The 22683-nt window shown below is 65.5% G+C and carries 22 protein-coding genes; 11 read left to right on the top strand and 11 right to left on the bottom strand.

Annotation, left to right across the window (positions count from 1 at the left end):
• Window positions 1–74: 74 nt before the first annotated feature.
• The 3 genes from FA85_RS04140 (at window position 75) to FA85_RS04130 (ending at window position 5150) form a co-directional block, all read left to right on the top strand.
• On the top strand, window positions 75–962 hold the full coding sequence (locus FA85_RS04140) for a LysR family transcriptional regulator (RefSeq protein WP_036111623.1): 888 nt from the start codon (window positions 75–77) through the stop codon (window positions 960–962).
• An 81-nt stretch (window positions 963–1043) separates the two neighbouring features.
• Window positions 1044–3272 carry a DUF5916 domain-containing protein gene (locus FA85_RS04135; RefSeq protein ID WP_036111627.1) on the top strand — a complete coding sequence of 743 codons (2229 nt, stop codon included), beginning with the start codon at window positions 1044–1046 and terminating at the stop codon, window positions 3270–3272.
• Between the two features lie 75 nt (window positions 3273–3347).
• Entirely contained in the window at window positions 3348–5150 is a 1803-nt protein-coding gene (locus tag FA85_RS04130; RefSeq protein ID WP_036111630.1) for a glycoside hydrolase family 15 protein, read from the top strand.
• Here the strand turns inward: FA85_RS04130 and FA85_RS04125 are convergent.
• From FA85_RS04125 to FA85_RS04115, 3 genes are all read right to left on the bottom strand, one after another.
• Window positions 5147–6337 (bottom strand): DUF1501 domain-containing protein, encoded by a 1191-nt coding sequence (locus FA85_RS04125; RefSeq protein ID WP_036111632.1) that lies wholly within the window; start codon window positions 6335–6337, stop codon window positions 5147–5149. The two genes, FA85_RS04130 and FA85_RS04125, sit on opposite strands and share 4 nt — an antisense overlap.
• A gap of 8 nt (window positions 6338–6345) precedes the next feature.
• Window positions 6346–7854 (bottom strand): DUF1800 domain-containing protein, encoded by a 1509-nt coding sequence (locus FA85_RS04120; protein ID WP_036117282.1) that lies wholly within the window; start codon window positions 7852–7854, stop codon window positions 6346–6348.
• A gap of 100 nt (window positions 7855–7954) precedes the next feature.
• The gene (locus FA85_RS04115) at window positions 7955–8254 is read right to left on the bottom strand and encodes a hypothetical protein (RefSeq protein WP_036111635.1); all 300 of its coding nucleotides are present in this window, start codon (window positions 8252–8254) and stop codon (window positions 7955–7957) included.
• Window positions 8255–8352: 98 nt separating this feature from the next.
• Between FA85_RS04115 and FA85_RS04110 the strand changes: the two genes are divergently transcribed.
• Window positions 8353–8949: a class I SAM-dependent DNA methyltransferase gene (locus FA85_RS04110; protein ID WP_036117284.1), complete on the top strand. Its 597-nt coding sequence runs from the start codon at window positions 8353–8355 to the stop codon at window positions 8947–8949.
• On the opposite strand, the gene FA85_RS04105 is transcribed toward FA85_RS04110, so the two are convergent.
• Complete coding sequence (locus tag FA85_RS04105) at window positions 8946–9725, bottom strand: CPBP family intramembrane glutamic endopeptidase (protein ID WP_036111637.1); 780 nt, start codon at window positions 9723–9725, stop codon at window positions 8946–8948. The genes FA85_RS04110 and FA85_RS04105 overlap by 4 nt on opposite strands.
• Window positions 9726–9847: 122 nt before the next feature.
• Between FA85_RS04105 and FA85_RS04100 the strand changes: the two genes are divergently transcribed.
• Entirely contained in the window at window positions 9848–11425 is a 1578-nt protein-coding gene (locus FA85_RS04100) for a hemolysin family protein (RefSeq protein ID WP_036111640.1), read from the top strand.
• A gap of 43 nt (window positions 11426–11468) precedes the next feature.
• Here FA85_RS04100 and FA85_RS04095 read toward each other — a convergent pair whose 3' ends face one another.
• Window positions 11469–11900 carry an MAPEG family protein gene (locus tag FA85_RS04095; protein WP_051943421.1) on the bottom strand — a complete coding sequence of 144 codons (432 nt, stop codon included), beginning with the start codon at window positions 11898–11900 and terminating at the stop codon, window positions 11469–11471.
• A gap of 103 nt (window positions 11901–12003) precedes the next feature.
• Between FA85_RS04095 and ypfJ the strand changes: the two genes are divergently transcribed.
• Complete coding sequence (gene ypfJ / locus FA85_RS04090; protein WP_036111642.1) at window positions 12004–12894, top strand: KPN_02809 family neutral zinc metallopeptidase; 891 nt, start codon at window positions 12004–12006, stop codon at window positions 12892–12894.
• 10 nt (window positions 12895–12904) lie between these two features.
• Window positions 12905–13249: a YkgJ family cysteine cluster protein gene (locus FA85_RS04085; RefSeq protein WP_036111645.1), complete on the top strand. Its 345-nt coding sequence runs from the start codon at window positions 12905–12907 to the stop codon at window positions 13247–13249.
• 72 nt (window positions 13250–13321) lie between these two features.
• Here FA85_RS04085 and FA85_RS04080 read toward each other — a convergent pair whose 3' ends face one another.
• On the bottom strand, window positions 13322–15181 hold the full coding sequence (locus FA85_RS04080) for a DEAD/DEAH box helicase (protein WP_036117287.1): 1860 nt from the start codon (window positions 15179–15181) through the stop codon (window positions 13322–13324).
• Between the two features lie 148 nt (window positions 15182–15329).
• Here FA85_RS04080 and fghA point away from each other — a divergent pair, with 148 nt between their 5' ends.
• A complete protein-coding gene (gene fghA, locus FA85_RS04075) occupies window positions 15330–16178 on the top strand; it encodes an S-formylglutathione hydrolase (protein ID WP_036111649.1) in 849 nt (282 codons plus the stop codon).
• Window positions 16175–16729 carry a ribosomal protein S5-alanine N-acetyltransferase gene (gene rimJ / locus FA85_RS04070; protein ID WP_036111652.1) on the top strand — a complete coding sequence of 185 codons (555 nt, stop codon included), beginning with the start codon at window positions 16175–16177 and terminating at the stop codon, window positions 16727–16729. Before fghA ends, rimJ begins: the two co-directional genes overlap by 4 nt.
• Window positions 16730–16771: 42 nt before the next feature.
• Here rimJ and FA85_RS04065 read toward each other — a convergent pair whose 3' ends face one another.
• The 3 genes from FA85_RS04065 to FA85_RS04055 form a co-directional block, all read right to left on the bottom strand.
• Window positions 16772–18184 carry a DEAD/DEAH box helicase gene (locus tag FA85_RS04065; RefSeq protein WP_036111655.1) on the bottom strand — a complete coding sequence of 471 codons (1413 nt, stop codon included), beginning with the start codon at window positions 18182–18184 and terminating at the stop codon, window positions 16772–16774.
• 228 nt (window positions 18185–18412) lie between these two features.
• Window positions 18413–19075: a class I SAM-dependent methyltransferase gene (locus FA85_RS04060; protein WP_036111657.1), complete on the bottom strand. Its 663-nt coding sequence runs from the start codon at window positions 19073–19075 to the stop codon at window positions 18413–18415.
• A 62-nt stretch (window positions 19076–19137) separates the two neighbouring features.
• Window positions 19138–19413 (bottom strand): hypothetical protein, encoded by a 276-nt coding sequence (locus FA85_RS04055; RefSeq protein WP_036111659.1) that lies wholly within the window; start codon window positions 19411–19413, stop codon window positions 19138–19140.
• Window positions 19414–19541: 128 nt separating this feature from the next.
• Here FA85_RS04055 and FA85_RS04050 point away from each other — a divergent pair, with 128 nt between their 5' ends.
• The gene (locus tag FA85_RS04050) at window positions 19542–20777 is read left to right on the top strand and encodes an MFS transporter (protein WP_036111660.1); all 1236 of its coding nucleotides are present in this window, start codon (window positions 19542–19544) and stop codon (window positions 20775–20777) included.
• A gap of 53 nt (window positions 20778–20830) precedes the next feature.
• On the top strand, window positions 20831–21319 hold the full coding sequence (locus FA85_RS04045; protein ID WP_036117288.1) for an FKBP-type peptidyl-prolyl cis-trans isomerase: 489 nt from the start codon (window positions 20831–20833) through the stop codon (window positions 21317–21319).
• 140 nt (window positions 21320–21459) lie between these two features.
• Here FA85_RS04045 and FA85_RS04040 read toward each other — a convergent pair whose 3' ends face one another.
• Window positions 21460–21912: an organic hydroperoxide resistance protein gene (locus FA85_RS04040; RefSeq protein ID WP_036111661.1), complete on the bottom strand. Its 453-nt coding sequence runs from the start codon at window positions 21910–21912 to the stop codon at window positions 21460–21462.
• 126 nt (window positions 21913–22038) lie between these two features.
• A complete protein-coding gene (locus tag FA85_RS04035) occupies window positions 22039–22620 on the bottom strand; it encodes a C40 family peptidase (protein WP_036111663.1) in 582 nt (193 codons plus the stop codon).
• Between the last annotated feature and the right edge of the window lie 63 nt (window positions 22621–22683).

The following is a 22683-nucleotide window of genomic DNA, read 5'->3' as shown; positions in this document are numbered from 1 at the left end:
TTCCCAGCATGCGCCCGACCCATTAGTCTGATAAGACGGACAACGGTGGATGGGTCATTAAGCGGGAGAGGACAATGCGTACCGGTCTTACGGAATTCGAAGCCGTGCTGGCGGTCGCGCGGCACGGTAGCTTTCGCGCCGCGGCGGGTGAGCTGAATCTCTCCACCTCAGCCCTTAGCCAGTCCGTCGCCTCGCTGGAGGCCCGGCTCGGCACGCGGCTTTTTCACCGGACGACACGCAGCGTCCGGCTGACCGAAGCCGGCGAGCGCTTCGTGGCCGATGTGGCCCCCGCCATCGCAAGCCTCGGTGTGGCGATCGAGCGGGCCAGCGACGAGGGCGATGCACCGCGCGGGACGCTGAGGATCAATACGTCTTCCGGGGCCGCCCGGCGTGTGATGGCGCCGCTGCTGGTGCCCTATCTGACGCGCTATCCCGACGTGCGGCTCGATCTGGTCACCGACGACAGGCTTGTCGACATCGTGCGTGATGGGTTCGATGCGGGCTTCCGCACCGCGGACATCGTGCCGGGCGACATGATCGCCGTCCCTTTCGGGGAGCCGATCCGGTTCGCCGTGGTCGGCTCACCCGGCTACCTCGCGGCGAACGGCACGCCGCGCAATCCGTCGGATCTCGCCCGCCACCGCTGTATCCGGGCGCGTATGCGCTCCGGCCATATCTACCACTGGGAATTCGAGCGGCACGGTGAAGCGATCGAGGTCGACGTGCCGGGCGTGCTGACGCTCGACGAGCCGAACCTGATGCTCGAAGCGGCCCGCGCCGGCCTGGGCCTGACCTACCTCACCGAGTTCAACGTGGCGGAAGATCTTGCGTCCGGCAGCCTGGTGAGGGTGCTCGAGGACTGGACCCCGCCGTTCGACCGGCTGTGCCTGTATTACTCCGGCAGGCGCCACGTACCCGGCGCGCTGCGCGCGCTGATCGACCTCATCAGGGAAACCGGCTGAGCGCATGGGCCAGGGGTCACGGCAAACGTTTGCGACGCGGGGGGCATCCTATGCCGCAAGATGTCACGATCCGGACCCCGCATGTACCGTCGCCTCGCCCTGTTTGCCACGCTCCTCTTCGCTACGGCGGCCGCCCATGCCGAGGTGACGATCGACGGTCATATCGACCCTGCCGAATGGGCGGGGGCGAAGCGGATCACGGATTTCCGCGACACCCAGCCGATGAACGGCAAGCCGGGTAGCCAGCCGACCGAGGCCTGGGTGATGTCGACGCCCAAAGGACTGGCCGTGGCTATCCGGGTCACCCAGTCCGCCGACATCCCACGCTCGCGTCAGCAGACCCGGCGCGACGAGGATGCGATGGTCGATCGCGTCAATGTCATGGTCGACTTCGACGCGGACGGCCGTGTCGGTTACGACTTCGAGGTGCGGTCGCAGGGCGGCGTGGCCGACGAGGTGATCACCAACGAATCCGATTTCAGTTACGACTGGGACGGACGCTGGGATCACGCGGTCAGTGAGGACGCGGACGGTTATTCGGTGGAGATCCTCATCCCCTGGTACATCGCGCCGATGCGCAAGGCGAGCGGCGATACGCGCACGATCGGTCTGTATGTCGACCGTGTGATCGCCGCCACGGGAGAGCGCATGGCATGGCCGGCGATCGCGTTCGATCGCGGCAGGTTTCTCTCCAGTTTTCAGCGCATCGAGGTGCCGGCATATTCGCAGTCGTTGTTCGCCATCACGCCTTACGTGGTCGGCAAGGTGGATCGCGCGCACGGCGGCACGTCGTTCGAGCAGGGCGCGGACATCCTCTGGAAACCCAATGGGCAGACGCAGCTCACGGCCACGATCAACCCCGATTTCGGCCAGGTCGAGAGCGACGACCTGGTGGTCAACTTCTCGCCCGAAGAAACCTTCTTTACCGACAAACGCCCGTTCTTTACCGAGAACCAGGGCATCTTCGACTTCAGCCTGCTCGACGACTATTCGCAGTTGGTCTACACGCGCCGGGTGGGTGGTGCGGCGGATGACGGCAACGGTGCGGCCGATATTTCCACGGCGGTGAAGGTGAACGGCAGCGTGGGTTCGACCAGTTACGGCATCCTCGCCGCGCAGGAAAAAGGCGACGCGGGCCGCACGTTCGGCGCGTTCCGTCTGCTGCAGAATGCGGGCACCCAGTCATTCGGTCTGCTCGCCACGCGGGTCAACCACCCGTATCTCGACCGCGACGCCAACGTGCTTGGCCTGGACCATCGCTGGCAGCCGAACGAGCGTTTCACCATCACCAGCAACGTGGTCGGCAGCAAGATCGACCAGCCGCGCAACAACAGCGACGGCCTGGGCGCCACCAGCATCGCGTTCTGGGAAATGAACGATGTCTGGAGCCAGCAGTGGCTGGGCATGTACTTCGGCAAGCGACTGGACATCGACGACTTCGGCTACCTGCCGCGCAGCGACATGGAGTATCTGCATTGGGAAGTAAGGCAGCGTCAGGCCAATCTGCCGGCCGACTCGGCCTACGCCTCGCATCTGTGGCGGTATCGTATCTCCGAGCAGAAAAACACCGAGGGCGTGGTCGTGCGGCAGCGTCTTCGCATTCAGCGCAACAGCCAGCGTCGCGATGGCGGCGACGAACTGTGGCGGCTCGATGCCTTCACGGCCGCGTATGACGACCTGCTTACCCGCGGTGGCAACAACCAGCACACGCCACCGACCGCGAAGCTGACCTACGATCGCACCCGCCCGCGTATCGGCCGCTGGGCGTGGGAAGCGGAGGGCTTCGTCAGCGGCAACCAGCTCACCGGCTATCACCGGCTGGGCTACTACTTCAAGTTCACGCCGACGTACTTCGTCACCGATGCGTTCAGCGTCTTCGCTGGCGCGAGTTACGAATGGGACCCGAACTGGCTGATCTGGCAACACGACAACCTCGTCGGCGCGTATGACGGCCGTACCGTCGGCCTCGACAGCGGCCTCAACTGGAATCTCGGTAACAAGCAGGAGCTCCGCGTCAAACTGCAGACCCTGGCGGTGGGCGCCAAGCTTCGTCGTCGCCTGGAGATCACGCCCACCGGCGCGGCGGTCGACAGTGATGAACCGGTCGACGGTCTCGGCGTGGCCAACCTCGGCTTCCAGATCCGCTATCGCTACGAGATCGCGCCGCTGTCGAACCTCTACGTCGTCTATAACCGCGGCGGCTACGCCGAGGATACGGATGACGAACTCGACGGGCAGTTTCGTCGTGGTTTTGGCCTCAAGGACGTTGAGGAAGGCCTGATCAAGGTGGCTTACCGCCTCGAGTTCTGAGCCTCGCCTTCACATGGGTTGTGGCCTCCTCCGGCTATGCCACGACACACGACCCCATCCGAGTCACTCAATCCCGTGCCCGGCCGGACCATCGGCGAGCACGGTATCGTCGGGAACCTCGATACCACCGCGCTGGTCGCCAGCGACGGCACCATCGACTTCATGTGCTGGCCGCATATGGACAGTCCCACGGTGTTCGCCGGACTGCTCGATCCGGAGAAAGGTGGCGAGTTCACCGTGACGCCCGACCTTTCCGATGCGCGCACGATTCAGCTCTATGTCCCGGAAACGAACATCCTTATTACGCGCTGGATGGCGGAAGCGGGAAGCGTCGAGCTTACGGATTTCATGCCGCACCCGGACACGCAGCCGCGCGTCGCCAACTGCCTCCTCCGATGCATCCGTGTGCCTCGGGGCAAGGTAGTGATCCGTGTGCGCTGCCGGCCGCGCCTTGCGTATGCGAGGCATGTCCCGGAGGTCTCGGAATACGGTGATTCGGTGGTATTTCACGATGGGCCTCAGTCGCTGCGCCTCGCCGCGAGCGTGCCGCTTCTGATCGAAGAGGGCGAGGGCGCCGTGCACGCCGAGTTCGAGCTGAACCCCGGCGAAGAAGTCTGGTTCATGCTGGGCGACGAAGCCCATGACCCCTACGATGAAGCCGAGTGCCGCGCCGCCTTCGACAGCACGGCGGAGGCCTGGCGCCGATGGACGCGTCGCTCGACCTATCGCGGCCGCTGGCGCGAGCGTGTCGACCGTTCAGCGCTGGTGCTCAAGTTGCTGACGTCGCACCGGCATGGTTCCGTTGCCGCCGCGGCCACGTTCGGCCTGCCGGAGGCCACCGGCGCGGGGCGCAACTGGGACTACCGCGCGACGTGGATACGCGACGCGTCTTTCACCGTGTACGCCTTCATGCGACTCGGCTACATCGACGAGGCCGAACATTTCCGCCGCTGGATGGAAGCGCGGCTGGCCGATCTGGATCGGCATTCGGCGTTGCGCATCATGTATGCCATCGACGGTGAGGAAGCCGAGGACGAGGACGTGCTCGATCACCTCGCGGGGTATGCGGGGTCGCAGCCGGTGCGCATCGGCAACGCCGCGCGCACACAGACGCAGCTGGATATCTTCGGCGAGCTGATGGACAGCCTGTATCTGGCCAACAAATACGGCCGCGCCATCAGCCGTGCCGGCTGGCTGCACGTCGTCCGCATGGTCGACCATGTCAGTCGTCACTGGAAGGATGCCGACGAGGGCATCTGGGAAATGCGTGGCGGCAAGCAGCATTTCCTGCACTCGCGGCTGATGTGCTGGGTGGCGCTGGATCGCGCGGTGCGCCTGGCCGGTAAACGTTCCCTGCCAGGGCCCATGGTCGAATGGGCGACGGAGCGGGATCGTATCGCCGAGGATATCTGGAACAATTTCCGGCATCCCGAGCATGGCTACTTCGTGCAGACCAAGGGCGGTAAGGATCTCGATGCCGCGCTGCTGATGATGCCGCTGGTCCGCTTCGTCTCGGCGACCGACCCGGTGTGGCTGGCGACGCTGGATGCGATTCGCGACCAGCTGACCGACGATGGCCTGGTCTTCCGCTATCGCAATGCCGACGGCCTGGAAGGGGGAGAAGGCGCGTTCACGACGTGCACCTTCTGGTACGTCGAGTGCCTCGCACGTGCCGGCCGTCTGCACGAAGCGCGCGAGGTCATGGCGCGCGGGGTGCTGTACTCGAATCACCTCGGACTGTTCTCGGAAGAACTGAGCCTCCGCGCGGAGCAGCTGGGTAATTTTCCTCAGGCGCTCACGCATCTGGCCTTCATCAGCGCGGCTTACTATCTCGATCGCCAGCTGACCGATCCGGAGGGGCAGGTCTGGCAGCCTTAGACCAGCTGCAGATCCCGCGGCTTCGCACCGGGGAAGACCCGTGCGAGTTCGGCGTCGGATAAGGCGTACATGCGACGCAGCATGCCGCCGAGTACGTCGCGATAGTTGTTGAGCACCGGGTAGTCGCGATTCTGCAGGAGGTTCTGTGCATTGACCGCCACTTGCTGGCCGGCGATCCGGCCACCGCGCACCTTTCCGCCAAGCACCCAGTACGTCGTACCGTGGCCGTGATCGGTGCCCTTGTTGCCGTTCTCGCGAAACGTGCGGCCGAACTCCGACACGACCACCACGACGGTGTTGTTCCATTCCGCCTCGCCCAGTCCCTCGGCGAATGCCGCCAGACCCTGGCCCAGGTTGTCGAGATTGTTGGCGAGCTGGCCATCCGCGCCGCCCTGGTTGACATGCGTGTCCCAGCCGCCGACATCGACGAAGCCGAGTCGGTAGCGGTCACGCATCAGCGTGGCCATTCGCTGGCCCTGCTGCGCGAAACCGCGTGCATTCACGGCGCCCCGGCTCGCCGCGACCATCTCCGATTGCAGGTCCTGGGCCACCTGCTGGCGCAGCTGCAGCCCGTCCGTCGCGGCGGCCTGCAGAGGTGTGCCCTGATACATGCCGGCGAGGATCTTCGACTGCCTGTCGTCGAACACCGCCTTGCTGTCGCCCTTCAGCGAGATGTTGGGCACGTCGCCCGCGCCGCGGAACGACAGGGGCAGGGCATCAGTGAACGCGATGGGCGGTATGCCGCGCAGGACGGACGAGAGCCGGCCCATGAATCCGGAGCCGTAGTCCCGGGCGTCGCCCGATTCGCCGGACTCGATGTTGTCCTGCGTTTCAAAGTGGCTTCGCGAAAGATCGTCGGTGCCGGCGAACGGAATGAACGCCAGCTGGCGCTGGTCCCACAGCGGTCCCATGCTCTGCGCGACAGCGGGTGCGAGGCCCCAGGTCGCGTCCAGGGCACGCACCGACTTCGGATCGCCCGCCGTGGGTCGTGCCAGCGCGATGGTCGCGCGCGACTCGTAGTAAAAGTCGCTGGAATACGGCACGAGAAGGTTGTTGGCGTCGTACCCGCCGCGTAGAAACACGAGCAGAAAGCGTGGTGAACTGGCCGGAGCCGCGAAAACCTTGCCGCCCAGCGTAAGCGCGGGCGCGGTGGCGGCGAGAGCGAGGAGGAACTGGCGGCGATCCATGGGAGGCCTCAGCGGTAGTTGAAGTCGGGGGAGGAGAGCAGGAAGGTATTCCACTCCTGTTGCGAGGTGGCCTGGGCCAGCGCGTCGCGTGTCTTCTGACCGAGCCACGGCTCGATCGTGGCGTAGTACGTCGGCGTCGTCAGCTGGGGGAAGCCACCGCGCTGCACCTTGCCATCCTCGTCGACATCGAACAGATGGTTGGCGCCACTGCCGATCGAACGCGCGATCTCGAAACGCTTCGCCAGCTGACCGGAACTGGACCATTCGGAATCCGAGGTGGGCCAGCCATCGGGGGTGATGCGGCCGAACGGTGCCTGGCCCAGCTGGTTGATCCAGTTCACCAGCGGGCGCGGATTGGCCACCGGTTTTCCGTCATAGGCGAGACGCATCGTGGAGACGAGGAACTGTGTGGGGTCCTTGTAGCGTTTGCCCAGCGATGCGTTGAACTCCTTCGACTCGAGCATGGTTTTCATCACCGCGGCAATGTCGCCATCGGTATGGCTGAACGTCTTCGCCATGGCCTTGACCAGCGCCGGCGGCGGGTCGTCGGCGACGAAATATCTGGCCAGCTTCGTCGATACAAAGGTCGCGCAGGCCGGCTGGCTGACAATCAGGTCGACGGCTCTCTCCACTTCGTCGAAACCCCCGCCCGCTATGTTCCTGCCGAGCAGCTTCTGGTCGCTGAAGTCGTGTCGGTTCGGATTGAATTCGAACACACCGTCCTGGACGTAATACCGCTGCAGGTCCTGCTTTATCTTGCGCGGCTGTCCGTCGAAATTGACACCCACGCCGGTCAGGACGCGGGCGAGGTTCTGTACGTCGTCCTGCGTGTATCCCGAACCCACACCCAGGGTATGCAGCTCCATCAGCTCGCGCGCATAGTTCTCGTTGATCTTGTCGCGGGCGTTCTGCGCATTGTCGAGGTATTCGAGCATCGCCGGGCTCTTGAGCGTGGCGATGACCAGATCGCGGAACTTGCCCAGCGCATGCGGACGGATCGTGTCCTGTTCATAACTGGCCACCAGCCAGCGCACGCGTCCCTTGTTCTGGAACACGCTGAAATGGTTCATCCAGAACCACACGAGCTGCTCGCGCAGCTGGTTTTCGTCATAGACCGCGCGCAGCAACTCGGCAGCCTGGGCCTGCTGAGCGTACTGGTTACCCTGCTTCTGGAGCGCCTTCTTGGCGGTCTCCTTCGCATCGCCATCGGGCAGGTCCTTGATATCGCGATACTGATCGCGAACCTGCGCCAGCAGCGCGGGGGCAGGGGTTTTCATGACGTCGAATGAGGCGATCTGCGCCGCGATGGCGGGCGGCAGACCATCGGCCTTTGGATGTAGCTGTTCGTCGAGGAAGCGGCGTCTGCCGACATCGCGAAAGTGCGCCACCGTCGCGGAATCCACGCCGAAGGTCACCCGGTCCAGCCAGGCGACATCGTCTTTCGAAAGCGTGCCGTCACGTGCCATGGCAGGCAGCGTGACGAGAGCGAGCAGGACGGCCGCGGCCATGGATCGCATGAAACCTCCGTTCTCGGTGCGCATGTCACCTTAAACGGGGAGCCTTTCATGGGGTTTACGCATGAACGTCGCGGTGTCGTGCAACGTTCATGTTCGTGATTCAGATCTCGCTTTCGTCCGGACCGATGAACTCGATGGCCGCTTCGCGGGTTCCCGCGGTTTCTTCGGCGATCTCACGCACGCGCTCACCGACCTTCTCATTGGGCACTTCCACTTCCAGGGTGAAGGTGCGCGAGCCGACGTCGTCGGACAACTCGCTGGAACTGGAATCATCGCGGACGCCCATCATCAGGTCGTCGATTTCCTCGACGCGCTCGACGCGGTCGACGCCATGGATGGCGTTCATCACGTCGTCGAAGATGTCGCGGTCGCCGGTAATGCGAAGCTGGATACGGGGCATGAGAGTCTCCTTTTCGATAAGGTCCGATGCTGCGGTGAGGCATGTATGCCCGAAGTGTACGGCGGGCTACCATGGGCGTTTTCCGCGGCGCCTCGCCCATGACCAAGACCTACGACCAGGCCTATTTCGACAAGTGGTACCGCAGCGCGGAGCACGCCGTGCGCTCGCCGGCCGAGCTCACGCGCAAGGTGTCGATGGTGCTGGGGCAGGCGGAGTTCTACCTGGGGCGGCCGGTGCGCAACGTCCTCGACGTCGGCTGCGGCGAGGCCCCCTGGAGGGCGGTCCTGCGGCGCCTGCGTCCAGGCATCGAGTACCGGGGGCTGGAGGCCAGCGAATACGCCGTGGCCCGTTATGGCCGGACCCGCAATATCGGGCTGGCGCGATTCGGCCAGCTTGCCGAGTTGCGCTTCGACACGCGTTTCGACCTGATCGTCTGCACCGACGTGCTGCACTACCTGAAGCCCGCCGAGATCCGCGCGGGGCTGACCGGCATCGGTGAGATGGCCGAAGGGCTCGTCTTCCTCGAGGTCTATACCCGCGAGGACGATCCCGGCGGTGACCGGGTCGGCTTCCATGGGCGTCCCGCCCGCTTCTACCGGGACGCGTTCAACGAGGTCGGGCTGATTCCGGTCGGCTCGCAGTGCTACGCCAGCCCGCGTCTGGCCCGGCACGTGGCGGCTCTGGAGACGCTTTAACTACCGGTCGAGGCCGAAAACCAGGCCATGACGGCCAGCCCGTTGTTGGCCGCATGCGCGATATAGGACGGCCAGATCGAGCCGCTGCGCACGCGCAGCCACGCGCAGAAAATGCCCACGAGCACGAGGTTGGGCACGGCATACCAGAGCCAGCCCAGGTCGGGCAGGTGCACGGCGCCGAAAAGGACACCGGAGATGCCGATAGCCCAGCCGTCGCCTGTCAGGTGGCGCAGCCGGGCAAGCAATGCGCCACGGAACAGCACTTCCTCGACCAGAGGGCCGACAAGGACCGCGACGGGAACGAGGGCGACGCGCATGCCGAAGTGCGCCTTGTCCGCGATCTCGGAAACGGTCTGCGAGACGGCATGATCGCCTGCCAGCCACTGGGTGAGCAGCCCGCCCAGCAGCGGCGCGACGAGGCCCAGTACGGTGCCCGCGGCGATAAAGCGCCCGGCTGGCTCGGTGAAGCCCAGCCCGAGTACACCGCCTGATCGCGTGAGGCTGCCCCAGCGGCGTACCACCACACGAATCGTCAGCCAGGCCGAGGCGACGACGGTGAGCATCACCACCACGATGATCCGGTCGGGAGCGTCGGGGACACCGTCCGGGAACCAGCGGGCCAGGGCATCGGACAGCAGCTTGAAGCCCATCCCGAAGCCCAGCTGCAGGATGAAATAACCGAGGATCGTGAGAACCGCCTCAAGCAGGCCGGGGGCCTGGGCGGGACTGGCGGGAAGGACGGCCGGGGCGGCGGACGAGGGGGAGTCGTGAGGCATGCGGCACCCTAGCGGACGCCCCGCGACAAAAGCAACGGCGCTTCCGGCACAGACCGTCACGTGCCACCTGTATAGTGTTTCGTCCCTAAAGGAGGAAAACTGGCGCCTCGACGCGCCGTCCCATGTTCGCATTCGACTGGCTTGCCGACCCTTCGGCCTGGGCGGGTCTTCTCACGTTGATCGTGCTGGAGATCGTGCTCGGTATCGACAACCTCGTCTTTGTCGCGATCCTCGCCGACAAACTGCCCGCCCGTCAGCGCGACCACGCGCGGCTGTTGGGTCTTGGCCTCGCGCTGGTGATGCGCCTGTGCCTGCTCGCCGCCATGTCCTGGCTGGTGACGCTGACGACACCCCTCTTCAACTGGAACGGCTTCGGCCTGTCCTGGCGCGATCTGATCCTGGTGATCGGCGGCGCCTTCCTGTTGTTCAAGGCCACGCTGGAGCTGCACGAGCGGCTCGAAGCCGACGACGACGATGGCGGCAAGGCCGGCCGCCGGGCGAGCTTCTGGCTGGTCGTGGCGCAGATCGTCATCCTCGACGCCGTGTTCTCACTGGATTCCGTCATCACCGCCGTCGGCATGGTCGACCATCTGTCGATCATGATGGTCGGCGTGGTCATCGCCATGGCCCTGATGATCACCGCCAGCAAGCCGCTGACCACCTTCGTCAACGCGCGTCCGACGGTGGTGATCCTGTGCCTGTCCTTCCTGTTGATGATCGGTTTCAGCCTGATCGCGGAAGGTTTCGGCTTCCACATCCCCAAGGGTTACCTGTACGCCGCGATCGGCTTCTCGATCATGATCGAGGTGTTCAACCAGACGATGCGGCGTAATCGTCATCGTTCCCTCCTGGTCGGCGGGCGCGCGATGCGCGACCGTACCGCCAAGGCGGTCCTGCGCCTGCTCGGGGGCCGGTCGGACGAGGAGGGCGAGAACGGCAAGCACGAGGCGCGCACGGAGGCGTCCGAGGCGGCGGTGTTCGGTCAGGACGAACTGGAAATGGTCCAGGGGGTACTCGACCTGTCCCAGCGACCGGTGCGTTCGATCATGACGCCGCGCACCGAGATCGTCTGGGTCGACCCGGGCGAAGACCTGACGACACTGCTCACCGAGGCGCGCGAGTCCGCGCACCACTGGATGCTGGTGGCGGAGGGCGATCTCGACCAGCTCGTGGGCGTGGTTTCATCCCGCGACCTGCTGGCCAGCCTGGCCGATCACGGGCGACTGGAGACGGCGCAGTTCGTCCGCAAGCCGATAACGGTGCTGGAATCGCTGAGCGTGCTCCGCCTGATCGACGAGTTCCGTCGCGCGCCGCTCCAGATGGCGCTGGTGGTCGATGAGTACGGCAGCATCCTCGGCCTCGTGACCCCGGCCGACGTCCTCGAGGTGATCGCCGGTGAATTCCCGGACGAGACCCGCGAGGGCGATCCTTCCGCGGTGAGCGAGCCGGACGGGGCGTGGCTGCTCGATGCCAGTCTCGACGTGCGTCGGGTCGAGCACCTGCTCAGCCATCGCTTGCCGGGCTCGGCCGACGGCAACTTCTCCACGCTGGCCGGCTTCGTGCTGTCGCAGCTGGGCCGCCTGCCGGCCGCCGGCGACCGCTTCGAGGTCGACGGCTTCGAGTTCGAGGTGACCGCGATGGAAGGTGCCCGCATCCAGCGCGTCCGGGTGCTGGCGCTGGCGCGGGACGACGAAGACTGAGCAGCGCGTCCGGGAACGGATCCTCCCTTCCCGGATTTGCCGTTTATGCGCCCGTCGTATCGTCCACCGGCGGCGACGCGTTGTTTTCCATGATCGCCATGCCCATGCCACCGGCCGCCATCAGCATCAGCGCGGCCCAGGCGACCATCGAGACCAGGTATCCCGGGCCGCGGCGCGAGGCATCGCGTACGTAAGCCAGCGCATACCACACACGCCCCGCGAGCCAGACAAGGCCGGCGATGCCCGCCCACAGCGGATCGACGTACTGGGCGGCAAGCCACAGCGCCGGGATGAACATCACGGCGTTCTCGAGCGTGTTCATCTGGACCCGCCAGGCCCGCTCGAACGCCGGGTCGCCGGAGATGGACGGCGCCTTGATGCCATAGCGTTCACGCGCACGGCCTACCATCCATACCGTATAGAACATCAGTAGCAGGGTGAGCAGGGTGACGACGGCAGGAAGCTGGCTTGTCATGAAGCGATCCGGGGACTGAATAACCCGCAAGTTTACCGGCAATGGTCCATGCGATCATGCCGACCGCGTCTCGCTGGAGACGCTTTCAACCGAGGAGATGCCCATGCTCTGGCAAAAAGGCCGTAGAAGCGACAACGTGGAAGACGCCGGCCAGGGCAGTGGTGGCGGTGGAGGTGGCTTCGGAGGCCGCGGATTGGGTATCGGCGGCATCATCATCCTGGCCATCATCGGCATGGTGTTCTTCAAGGATCCGACGGCCCTGCTCGGCGGCCAGGGCGACCCGGGGACGACGTCCCAGCAGCAGACCCGGCAGGAACCGGCCCGTCAGGTGGGCGACCAGGCCGCGGCCAATGACCCGCAGGTGGACTTCGTCCGCGCCATTCTGGGCGAGACCGAGGACACCTGGGGCGAGGTCTTCGCCGCCAACGGTCAGCAGTACGAGCGGCCGAAGCTGGTGCTGTTCCGCGATGGCGTGCGCACGGCCTGCGGTTCGGCGTCATCGGCGGTGGGACCGTTCTATTGCCCCGGTGACCATAAGGTCTATCTGGATCTCGGCTTTTTCCAGACGATGCAACAGCGCTTTCATTCGGCCGGCGACTTTGCCCGCGCCTATGTCATCGCGCACGAAGTCGGCCACCACGTGCAGAACCTCGTGGGCGTGTTCGACAAGGTCAGCGACGCACGCCGCCGCGGTGCCGCCATGGAAGGGGCCAACGGCCTGTCCGTTCGTCAGGAGCTGCAGGCCGACTGCTTCGCCGGTGTCTGGGCGAACCGGTCCAACCAGCGTCAGCAGTGGCTGCAGCCGGGCGATGTGGAGTCGGCGATCAACGCGGCCTCGGCCATCGGTGACGACACCTTGCAGGAACAGTCGCAGGGGCGCGTTGTGCCCGATTCGTTCACGCACGGCACCTCGGCGCAGCGTGTGAAGTGGTTCAGGACGGGCCTCGAATCCGGTGACATCGGCAAGTGCAACACCTTCTCCGGAACGATCTGACCGTCCTCACATGACGCACCCCTGTCTTCTCTGCGGCGCCTGCTGCGCGACCTTCCGCGTGGCCTTCCATTGGATGGAAACCGATCTCGCCGGCGGCATCGTGCCGTCGGCGCTGACCGAGCATCTCGATCCGCACCGGGTGAACATGCACGGCACGAACGCGTACGAGCCGCGCTGCAAATCGCTCGTGGGTGAGGTCGGCATTGCCGCGCATTGCGGTGTATACGAAGTTCGCCCCTCGCCATGCCACGACCTGCAGCCGGCGTGGGAAAACGGACAGCCCAGTCCGCAATGCGACAAGGCACGGGTGAAGCACGGGATGTCGCCTTTGACGCCCGCGGACTTCGGGCACTGAACGATTCGCTGAAGCAGTCGCTGGAGAAGCACCATAAAAAAGGCCCCGTCTCCGGGGCCTTTTTTCCATTCATCAGAAATCGCGCTTCTTCCGCGGCGGCTTACCGCCGCTGGGCCGGTTGCCGTGCGGACGGAAGTTGCCACCGCGCGGCGGCGGACGCGAAGCGCCACCGGCGCCGGCACCGCTCTGCGGGGTTTCCTTGCCGTCCCACTCGGCGATCTTCAGCTGCTGCTGGGCGACCCACACCTTCTTGAGGTGCGTGAAGGTCTCGGCCGGCATGCCGTCCGGGAGGTCGATCAGGCTGTAGTCGTCACGGATGCTGACGCGGCCGATGAACCTGGCCTCGACACCGCCTTCGTTGGCGATGGCGCCGACGATGTTGCCCGGCTTCACGCCGTGCTCGTGGCCCACTTCGATGCGGTACGTACGCTTGCCGGCTTCCGTGGTATGCGGGCGCGGCTGGCGCATGCCTTCGCGGACCGGGCGACGGTCGCTGAAGTCGCCGCCGTCGCGGGACGGACGGTCGTCGCGCGAGGGGCGCTCACGATCGAAGTCGCGGGGCGGGCGCTCGGTGTACTCGCGTTTGGCGGGCGGCTCGAGCAGCAGCGGCTGGTCGCCCTGGGCGATCTTGGCCAGCGCGGCGGCGATCTCGATCGCCGGCACGTTGTGCTCCTGCTCGTATTTTTCTACGAGCTGCTGGAACAGGCCGAGGTCGCCGGTGGCCAGCGTGTCGGAGATCTTCTGGTTGAACTTGTTGACGCGCGTGTCGTTGACCGCCTCGATGGTCGGAAGCTGCATCTGCTCGATCGGCTGGCGCGTGGCGCGCTCGATCTGGCGGAGCAGGTTCTTCTCACGGGGGGTGACGAACAGGATCGCCTCGCCGCTGCGACCGGCACGGCCGGTACGGCCGATGCGGTGCACGTACGACTCGGTGTCGTGCGGGATGTCGTAGTTCAGCACGTGGCTGATGCGTTCGACGTCGAGACCGCGCGCCGCGACGTCGGTCGCGATCAGGATGTCGAGCTTGCCGGTCTTGAGCTGGTCGATCACGCGCTCACGCTGGGCCTGCGCGATATCGCCGTTGATCGCCGCCGCGGCGAAGCCACGCGCCTGCAGCTTGCTGGCGAGTTCTTCGGTGGCCGACTTGGTACGGGTGAACACGATCATGGCGTCGAAGCTTTCGGCTTCGAGGATGCGGGTGAGCGCATCCAGCTTGTGCACGCCGCTGACCCACCAGTAACGCTGGCGGATGTTGGCCGCGGTGGTGGTCTTGTTCTTGATCGTGACTTCGACCGGGTCTTTCAGATAGGTCTGCGCGATGCGGCGGATGGGCGCCGGCATGGTCGCGGAGAACAGGGCTACCTGACGGCCCTCCGGGGTCGCCTGGAGCAGCTTCTCGACGTCGTCGATGAAGCCCATGCGGAGCATTTCGTCCGCTTCGTCCAGCACGAGGAAGCGCAGCGCGGAAAGATCCAGCGTGCCCTTGTCGAGATGGTCGATGACGCGGCCGGGGGTACCGACGACGATCTGGGCACCGCGCTTGAGACCCTGCAGCTGCGGCCCGTAGCTCTGGCCGCCGTAGATCGGCAGGACCTGGAAGCCAGGCAGGTAGGTGGCGTACTTCTGGAACGCCTCGGCCACCTGGATGGCCAGCTCGCGCGTGGGCGCGAGCACCAGGGCCTGCGGCTTGTTGCCCGCCCGCAGATCGATGCGCGACAGCACCGGCAGCGCGAACGCCGCGGTCTTGCCGGTACCGGTCTGGGCCTGGCCGATGACATCGCGGCCTTCGAGCAGGGCCGGAATGGTCGCGGCCTGGATGGGGGAGGGGGTTTCATAACCCACCTCGGTCAGGGCGCGCACGACGTTAGCGTCGAGCGCGAGCGCGCTGAAGCCGGGCGATGCCGGAGCGTTGTCTGTTTCAGGGGATGACATGGCGACCTCGAAGAGGGGGCGCGACGGCGACATTCGCGCGCCGGCAGTAGCGTTATTGTAGCAGCGATGTGCGCTGTTCGTTGTGGTATGTGGCCACTTGTCACGCCGGCGTTACACTTCCCGGTCAGTTTTCGGATAGGAGAGATGCATGTCGGCGATCGAAACGGTGTCGGAGCAGCGCTGCTTCGGTGGATTGCAGGGCTTCTATTCGCATGAATCCGAGGCGTGCGGCGGCCCCATGCGCTTTGCGGTGTACCTGCCGCCGGCTGCGGAAAACGGGCCGGTGCCGGTGGTCTGTTTTCTTGCCGGGCTCACGTGCACGGCCGAAACCTTCACGATCAAGGCCGGCGCCCAGCGCATCGCCGCGGAACTCGGCATTGCGCTCGTCATGCCCGATACCAGTCCGCGCGATACCGGCATCGCCGGCGCCACCGGCGACTGGGAGTTCGGCGAAGGCGCAGGCTTCTATCTCGATGCGACGGAGGCGCCCTGGTCGTCCCGCTTCCGCATGTACACCTATGTCGTGGACGAATTGCCGCGCCTTCTGGCGGAACGATTCGCATTCGACATGGGCAGGCAAGGCATCTTCGGTCATTCCATGGGTGGTCACGGCGCGCTGACCATCGCGCTGCGCAATCCGGGCCGTTATCGCTCGGTTTCCGCATTCGCTCCGATCGTCGCCCCGGGCTCCGTGCCCTGGGGTGAGAAGGCGTTCCCTCGCTACCTCGGCGCCGACCGCAAGGCCTGGGCGAAGCACGATGCCACCGAACTGGTCGCCGCCGGCGCGCGCATCGACGGCACGATCCTCATCGACCAGGGTGAAGCCGATGGCTTCCTCGTCAGCCAGCTCCAGCCGCAGCGCTTCGAAGCCGCCTGCGAAGAGGCCGGTCAGAAACTGAAGCTGCGCATGCAGCCGGGTTACGACCACAGCTACTACTTCATTCAGAGCTTCGTCGAAGACCACCTCCGTCACCACGCGAAAGCACTGACCGCATGAGCGAGCCGATCCGCATGCGCACGTCGCGTACGGTGATCCGCCTGCTCGATGTCGAGGAGGCTGACGTCTTGCGACGTTACCGGACCGAGAACCGCGAGCACCTGGCTCCCTGGGAGCCCCTGCGCACGGAGTCGCATTACACGCTCGACGGATGCCGGCTGGCGATTGAAGCCGGACTGGAAGCGGCCCGTGCCGACCGCGGTTATCCCTTCGCGGTACTGACCCCGGATAGCGCGGAGATGATCGCGAGTTTCACGTTCGCGAACGTCGTCCGTGGCGTGTTTCAGGCGTGTCACCTGGGGTATGGCATCGCCCGGCGCCACGAGGGGCAGGGCCTGATGTTCGAAGCGCTGGATGCGGCTATCCGCTATGCGTTTGGCCCTCTGGACTTCCATCGGGTGATGGCCAACCACATGCCGCGCAACGAGCGAAGCGGACGCCTTCTGCAGCGCCTGGGTTTCGAGAAAGAGGGTTATGCGAAGCGTTACCTGAAGATCGATGGCCTGTGGGAAGACCATGTCCTGACCGCGAAGGTCAGGGCGCAGGGATAAGCAGGACCGGCTGTCCGGCCAGGCTTATCCCCGAGCGACCGGTCAGGCCTTGTTGGTCGCCGGACGGCCACCGCGGCCCTGACGGCGACGCTTGTGGCTGCCGGTGTTCTCACCGGTGCCGGCAGCCGAATGACCATGCGGACGATGCGACGGCGGACGACCGCCACCGTTGCCACCACCCGTACCGCCGCCGCCCTGACGTGCCTGGCCGTTGCCGGCCGGGCGACCACTACCGTTGCCGCCGCTCTGCGCACGCGGCTGGCGCTGCTGGCCGCCACCCTGCTTCGGACGCGGCGCACCGGCGTCGAGGCGAAGCGGGGTGCTCGGCTCGAAGCCGGCGATGTTGGCGATCTCGAGATCCGTCTTGAGCAGGCGGCCGATATCGCGCAGCAGGCCCGACTCATCATGGCTGACCAGCGAGATGGCTTCGCCCGTCGCGCCGGCGCGGCCGGTACGGCCGATGCGGTGCACGTAATCCTCGGCGACCATGGGCAGGTCGAAGTTGATCACGACCGGCAACTGATCGATGTCGATACCGCGGGCGGCGATGTCCGTCGCGACCAGCACCGTGATGCGGTTGGTCTTGAAGTCGGACAGGGCGCGGGTGCGGGCATTCTGGCTCTTGTTGCCGTGGATCGCGGCGGACTTGATGCCGAACTGCTCCAGGTGACGGACCAGCTTGTCGGCGCCGTGCTTGGTGCGGCTGAAGACCAGCGTCTGGCGACGGCTGTCCTGCGAGAGGATGTGCAGGAGCAGGTCGCGCTTCTTCGCGGCGTCGACCGGGTGCACACGGTGCGTGACCGTGTTGGCGACGGTGTTGGCCGGAGCGGTCGAAATCTCGCGCGGGTTGCGCATGAACTGCTGGGCGAGCGCCTTGATCTCCGGCGCGAAGGTGGCCGAGAACAGCAGCGTCTGACGCTCCTTCGGCACGGCGGCGAGGATGCGCTTGAGCGCCGGCAGGAAGCCCATGTCGAGCATGCGGTCGGCTTCGTCGAGCACCAGCACGTCGACCTTGGACAGGTTCACCGAGCGCTGCTGCATGTGGTCGATCAGGCGGCCGGGCGTGGCCACGACGATGTCGACGCCGCGACGCAGGGCGTGCAGCTGGTTGCCCATGCCGACGCCGCCGAAGATGACGGTGCTGGAGAGCGGAAGATATTTGCCGTAGTCACGCAGGTTGTCCTGCACCTGGGCAGCCAGCTCGCGGGTCGGGGTGAGGATCAGCGCGCGGATCGGGCGCGCCTTCTCGCCACGCACCTCGTTGGCGATGCGCTGCAGAAGCGGCAGAGCGAACGCGGCGGTTTTGCCGGTACCCGTCTGGGCGGCGGCCATGAGGTCGTGGCCGGCGATGACCTGGGGAATGGCGGCCGCCTGGATCGGCGTCGGCTTCTCGTAGCCGGCTTCGGAAAGGGCACGCAGCAACGCGGGCGCGAGGCCCAGCGAATCGAAAGACATGGGGTGGAGCTCCTGCTTGACTCGAGCGTTCCCTGGAACCGCGCTGCGAGTTATGGATTGGCGGCCGCTAACCATGACGAAGACAGCAGGCTGGCCGGTGTCGAGCGCGCTTCCGGGGGTGGGGGAACGGGCGGGAGAATCTCCACGCCGGGGGTCCGCAAGGGAGTCGGAGCGCTTCTCGACTCGCGCAGTATACCTTATTGCGGTGCACAAATGGGGATCGGCGATTCAGCTCCGCCGCGAGGCCGTCATCAGGTAGCTGTTGTAGGGCGTCCGCCCGAACAAGGGGCGGAAATCCACCCGGATCCCCCTGGGCTCCAGCACCCCGCGAATATCCGCCTCGGTCGGGAAGTACTGAGCCCCACCGGGAATCCAGCCGACCGCCTTGATGAATTTTTCCTCCAGCACGGTAGCCCGGTACCGCCACGTACCGTCCCGGATGACGTTGCGCAGGATCAGCACGCCATCTTCGGCGAGGTGGTCGACGGCGAACGACAAAAGGTCCGCCTGACGTTCCCTGGGCAGGTAGTGCAGCACGTCGAGCATGGCGACATGTCCGCGCAGGGGATGTGCCGCCGTGGCGTCGGCTTCGCGCAGCGCGATGGCGTCGCCAAGTCCGGCCCGTTCCGCCGCGTCCCGACCCGTGGCGATCTTGCGCGGGTCGTGGTCGATGCCGACATAACCATCGAGCGCGTCACAGGCATGGAGATAGTGGCCGAGAAGACCGAGCCCGCAACCGATATCCAGCAACGGCAGGCGACGTCCCGAAATGGCCTGGGCGGTGGCCGCATAGACGGGATCGCTGGCCAGCTTGCCGTGGATGTAGAGGCGGTCGCCACGGCGGCTGAAGCGTGAAGCGATCCGGCGTCGGATCCGGGTGTCGGAACTCATGCGGCGAGGTGTCCTTTCCTGAAGGAGGACCGGGCACCATACGCGGCACCCGGTCGTGACGGCTAGTTCTGCTGAGGTCGCTGGCTGCCCTTGGCGATGTAGGCGTCGTACTCGCCCTTATCGACCTTGCCGTCATGGTTGGTGTCGGCCTCGTTGAAATGGGCGCGCATTTCCTTCAGCGCATCGTTGTCCTTGGGCAGGTCGCTGCGTTTGATGGATTTGCCGTCTTTCGAGAGATCGGCGAACGAGGGCGCGCCGCTGTCGCTCTGGGCCATGGCGGTACCGGCACAGAACGCGGTCAGAACGGCAAATGAAACGATGGATCGCGAGTACTTCATGAGTCCTCCGTCTGTCGTGGCGAGAGCACCAGTTTTAGCGATGACCCGTCGCCGGGTCGTGAGGTGCCCGTTGGATTTTCGCGCTGTGCTAGCCTCGGCGCGGCCCGAATCTCGTTGAGGAAATTCTCATGCCGCTCCCCGCCGCCCTGCGCGAACTGGACCATACACAGCGACACACCGTGTTGGCCAGCTTCCTGGGCTGGACGCTCGACGCGTTCGATTATTTCCTGCTGACCTTCGTGATCCTTGCCGTCGCTCACGAGTTCAACGTGCCGAAGCAGGAGGTCACCTACGGATTGTTCCTCACACTGGCCGCGCGTCCGATCGGGGCGCTGATCTTCGGACGACTGGCCGACCGCTACGGTCGCCGTCCTGTCCTGATGTTCGACATCGTCCTGTTTTCGGTGCTCGAGGTCGCCTGCGCCTTCGCGCCCAGTCTGGGCATCCTGCTTGGCCTGCGCTTTCTGTTCGGAATCGCCATGGGCGGTGAGTGGGGCATCGGCGCCTCGCTGGCCATGGAGTCCATTCCCGCCAGGTCGCGAGGCTTCGTGTCAGGGCTGCTGCAAAGTGGCTACCCGTGCGGGTTCTTTCTCGCCGCTCTGGTCAACTGGCTGCTGGTCGACCATATCGGCTGGCGCGGGCTGTTCATCGTAGGTGCCCTCCCGGCCTTCCTCGTGCTGTACATCCGCCGCAAGGTGCCCGAGTCCCCGGTCTGGGAAGGTCGCCGGTCCAAGGCCAGGGAGAGCGTGTTCGTCTCGATGCGCGGTCACTGGAAGCTCTTCATCTATCTGATGCTGCTGATGGCGGCGTTCAACATGTTCAGCCACGGCTCGCAGGACATGTATCCGACCTTCGTGCAGGAGACGCTGAGGATTCCGGCCGGCTCCGGCACCGCCTTCATGCTCACGGCGCTGCTCAACCTCGGCGCTTTGTTTGGCGGTCTGACCTTTGGCTCGCTCTCGGAGCGGATCGGGCGGCGCAAGGCGATCATCATCGCGGCGGTGCTGGCCATCCCGGTCATTCCGTTGTGGACCTACGGCGGCTCGTTGCTGCTGCTCGGCCTCGGCGCGTTCCTTATCCAGGTGATGGTGCAGGGCGCCTGGGGTGTCGTTCCGACTCATCTCAACGAGCTCTCGCCCGACGCCGTCCGCGGGACCTTGCCGGGCTTCGCCTATCAGATGGGCAACCTGCTCGCGGCGATCACCGCCACCGCGCAGACCTGGCTGGCCGAACAGCGCGGGGGCGATTTCGCCTTCGCCATGTCGACCTGGATCGCCGTCGTGGCGGCCGTGCTGGCCCTGCTGACCTGGCTGGGACCCGAAGCGCGCGGTGTCGGCTTCGGCAAGGACCGTGACGCCGCGTGACGCCGGGGCCCGCGGCCGGTAAAATGCCGCGTTTTCATCCGGTAGAAACCAACATGCAGGCTGGTAAGGACAAGGTCATCTCGTTCCACTACACGCTCACCGTCGACGGCGAGAAAGTCGAAAGCTCGGTCGAGGGCGGCGAACCGTTGTGGATCCTGCTGGGCCATGGCCAGCTCATCCCGGGCCTGGAAGCGGGCCTCGAGGGCAAGTCGGTGGGTGATACGTTCGACATCGAAATCGCCCCGGAGCAGGGTTACGGCCCGCGTCAGGAAGGCATGACCCAGCGCGTGCCGAAGAAGTACTTCCCTCAGCAGGGCAAGGGCCTCAAGGTCGGCGACTCGACCGTGCTCTCCCTCAAGGAAGGCGGCAACCGCGTTGTCGTGGTGCAGAAGATCGGCTCCAGCGTGGTCGACATCGACCTCAACCATCCGATGGCCGGCAAGCACCTGACCTTCAACGTCGACGTGCAGGTCGTCCGTGACGCGACCGAAGAAGAACTGGCCCATGGCCACGCCCACCCGAAGGGTGACGGCGAGCACTGAGCTTTTGCTTCAGTGCGTTGCGACGAAAGCGCCTTCGGGCGCTTTTTTCTTGCCCGGGGCGAGGCCGGATCTGCCGGAGAACAAAAAAAGACGGCGCCCTCTGGATGCGCCTTCTCTTCTCGATCACGTCCGCGCGGCGATTACGCCAGCGACTTACCGTTCACCGACACGTCCACATCGACGTTGCCGCGCGTAGCGTGGGAGTACGGGCAGACATCTTCGTGCGCGGTCTTCACGATGTCCTGCGCGGTGGCGTCGTCGACACCCGGCAGGGTGACCTCGAGCTTGACCTGGATGGCGAAGCCGGAGCCTTCACACGGGCCGATACCGACGCTGCTGGCGACCGACGCGCCGTCGACCTTGACCTTCTTCTGGCCGGCGACGAAGCGGACCGCGCCCTCGAAGCAGGCGGCATAGCCGGCTGCGAACAGCTGCTCCGGATTGCTGCCACCACCGTTGCCGCCCATTTCCTTCGGCAGGCGGAGGTCGAGCTTGATCAGGCCATCGTCGCTCTCGACGTGGCCTTCGCGGCCGCCGGCGACCTTGGCATGGGCGGTGTAGACGATCTTCTGCACTTTCGAGAGGTTGCTCATGGCGTGTTCCTTTGTCGTGTAAGGGAATCGGGTGCCCGGGCTGCCGGGCGTGGAACGTATATAAGCACGCAATTAAATCGTGCGCAATCTAATTGATGCGGCTTTGCCAGGCTTGTTGTCGTTCGTTCAGTTAAGGACGCGGCGTCCGTAGACGAAGTTCTGCTTCCAGTAAGTGCCGTCCAGGTCGTCCAACCGCACGGTGCCGCCGGAGTTCGGTGCGTGGACGAAACGCCCCTTGCCGACGTAGACGCCCACATGGGTGACATGGCCACGGCCGAAGAACACGAGGTCACCGCTTGCGAGAGCCGACTCATCGACCTTGGGCTTGTCCAGCGCCGCCATTTCCTGGGAGGTGCGTGGCAGGCGAAGGCCGGTCGAGGTCAGATAGATGTAGTTGATCAGGCCGCTGCAGTCGAAGCCGCCCTGCGGCGTGTTTCCGCCCCAGCGGTAAGGCGTGCCGACGAGCCCGATCGCACGGAACAGTACATCGTTGGCGGCATCGGCCGGCGGCGCATCGGCGGGACGCGTCGACCATTCGAGGTTCTTCGCCAGCGGAACCGCCGACGCGGGATTGCGCTGCTGGGAGGACGAGCGCTTCGGCGGGGCGCTGCCGCACGCGGCCAGCAGGCTGAGGCAAACGCCAAGCATGACCGGGCCAAGAAAGCGCGATGGGCGGGGTGATGCGGGTAACGCGGGATGCACGGGCATATCCCCTGTAAGGATCGGCATGAGTCAGACTAGCAAAACCAATGGCTTACAGGGAATACCTGT

The organism is Luteibacter mycovicinus (assembly GCF_000745235.1).
In the GTDB taxonomy this organism is placed as follows: domain Bacteria; phylum Pseudomonadota; class Gammaproteobacteria; order Xanthomonadales; family Rhodanobacteraceae; genus Luteibacter; species Luteibacter mycovicinus.
Note: the sequence above shows the minus strand (reverse complement) of the source record. Positions and strands in the feature narration are given on the sequence as shown.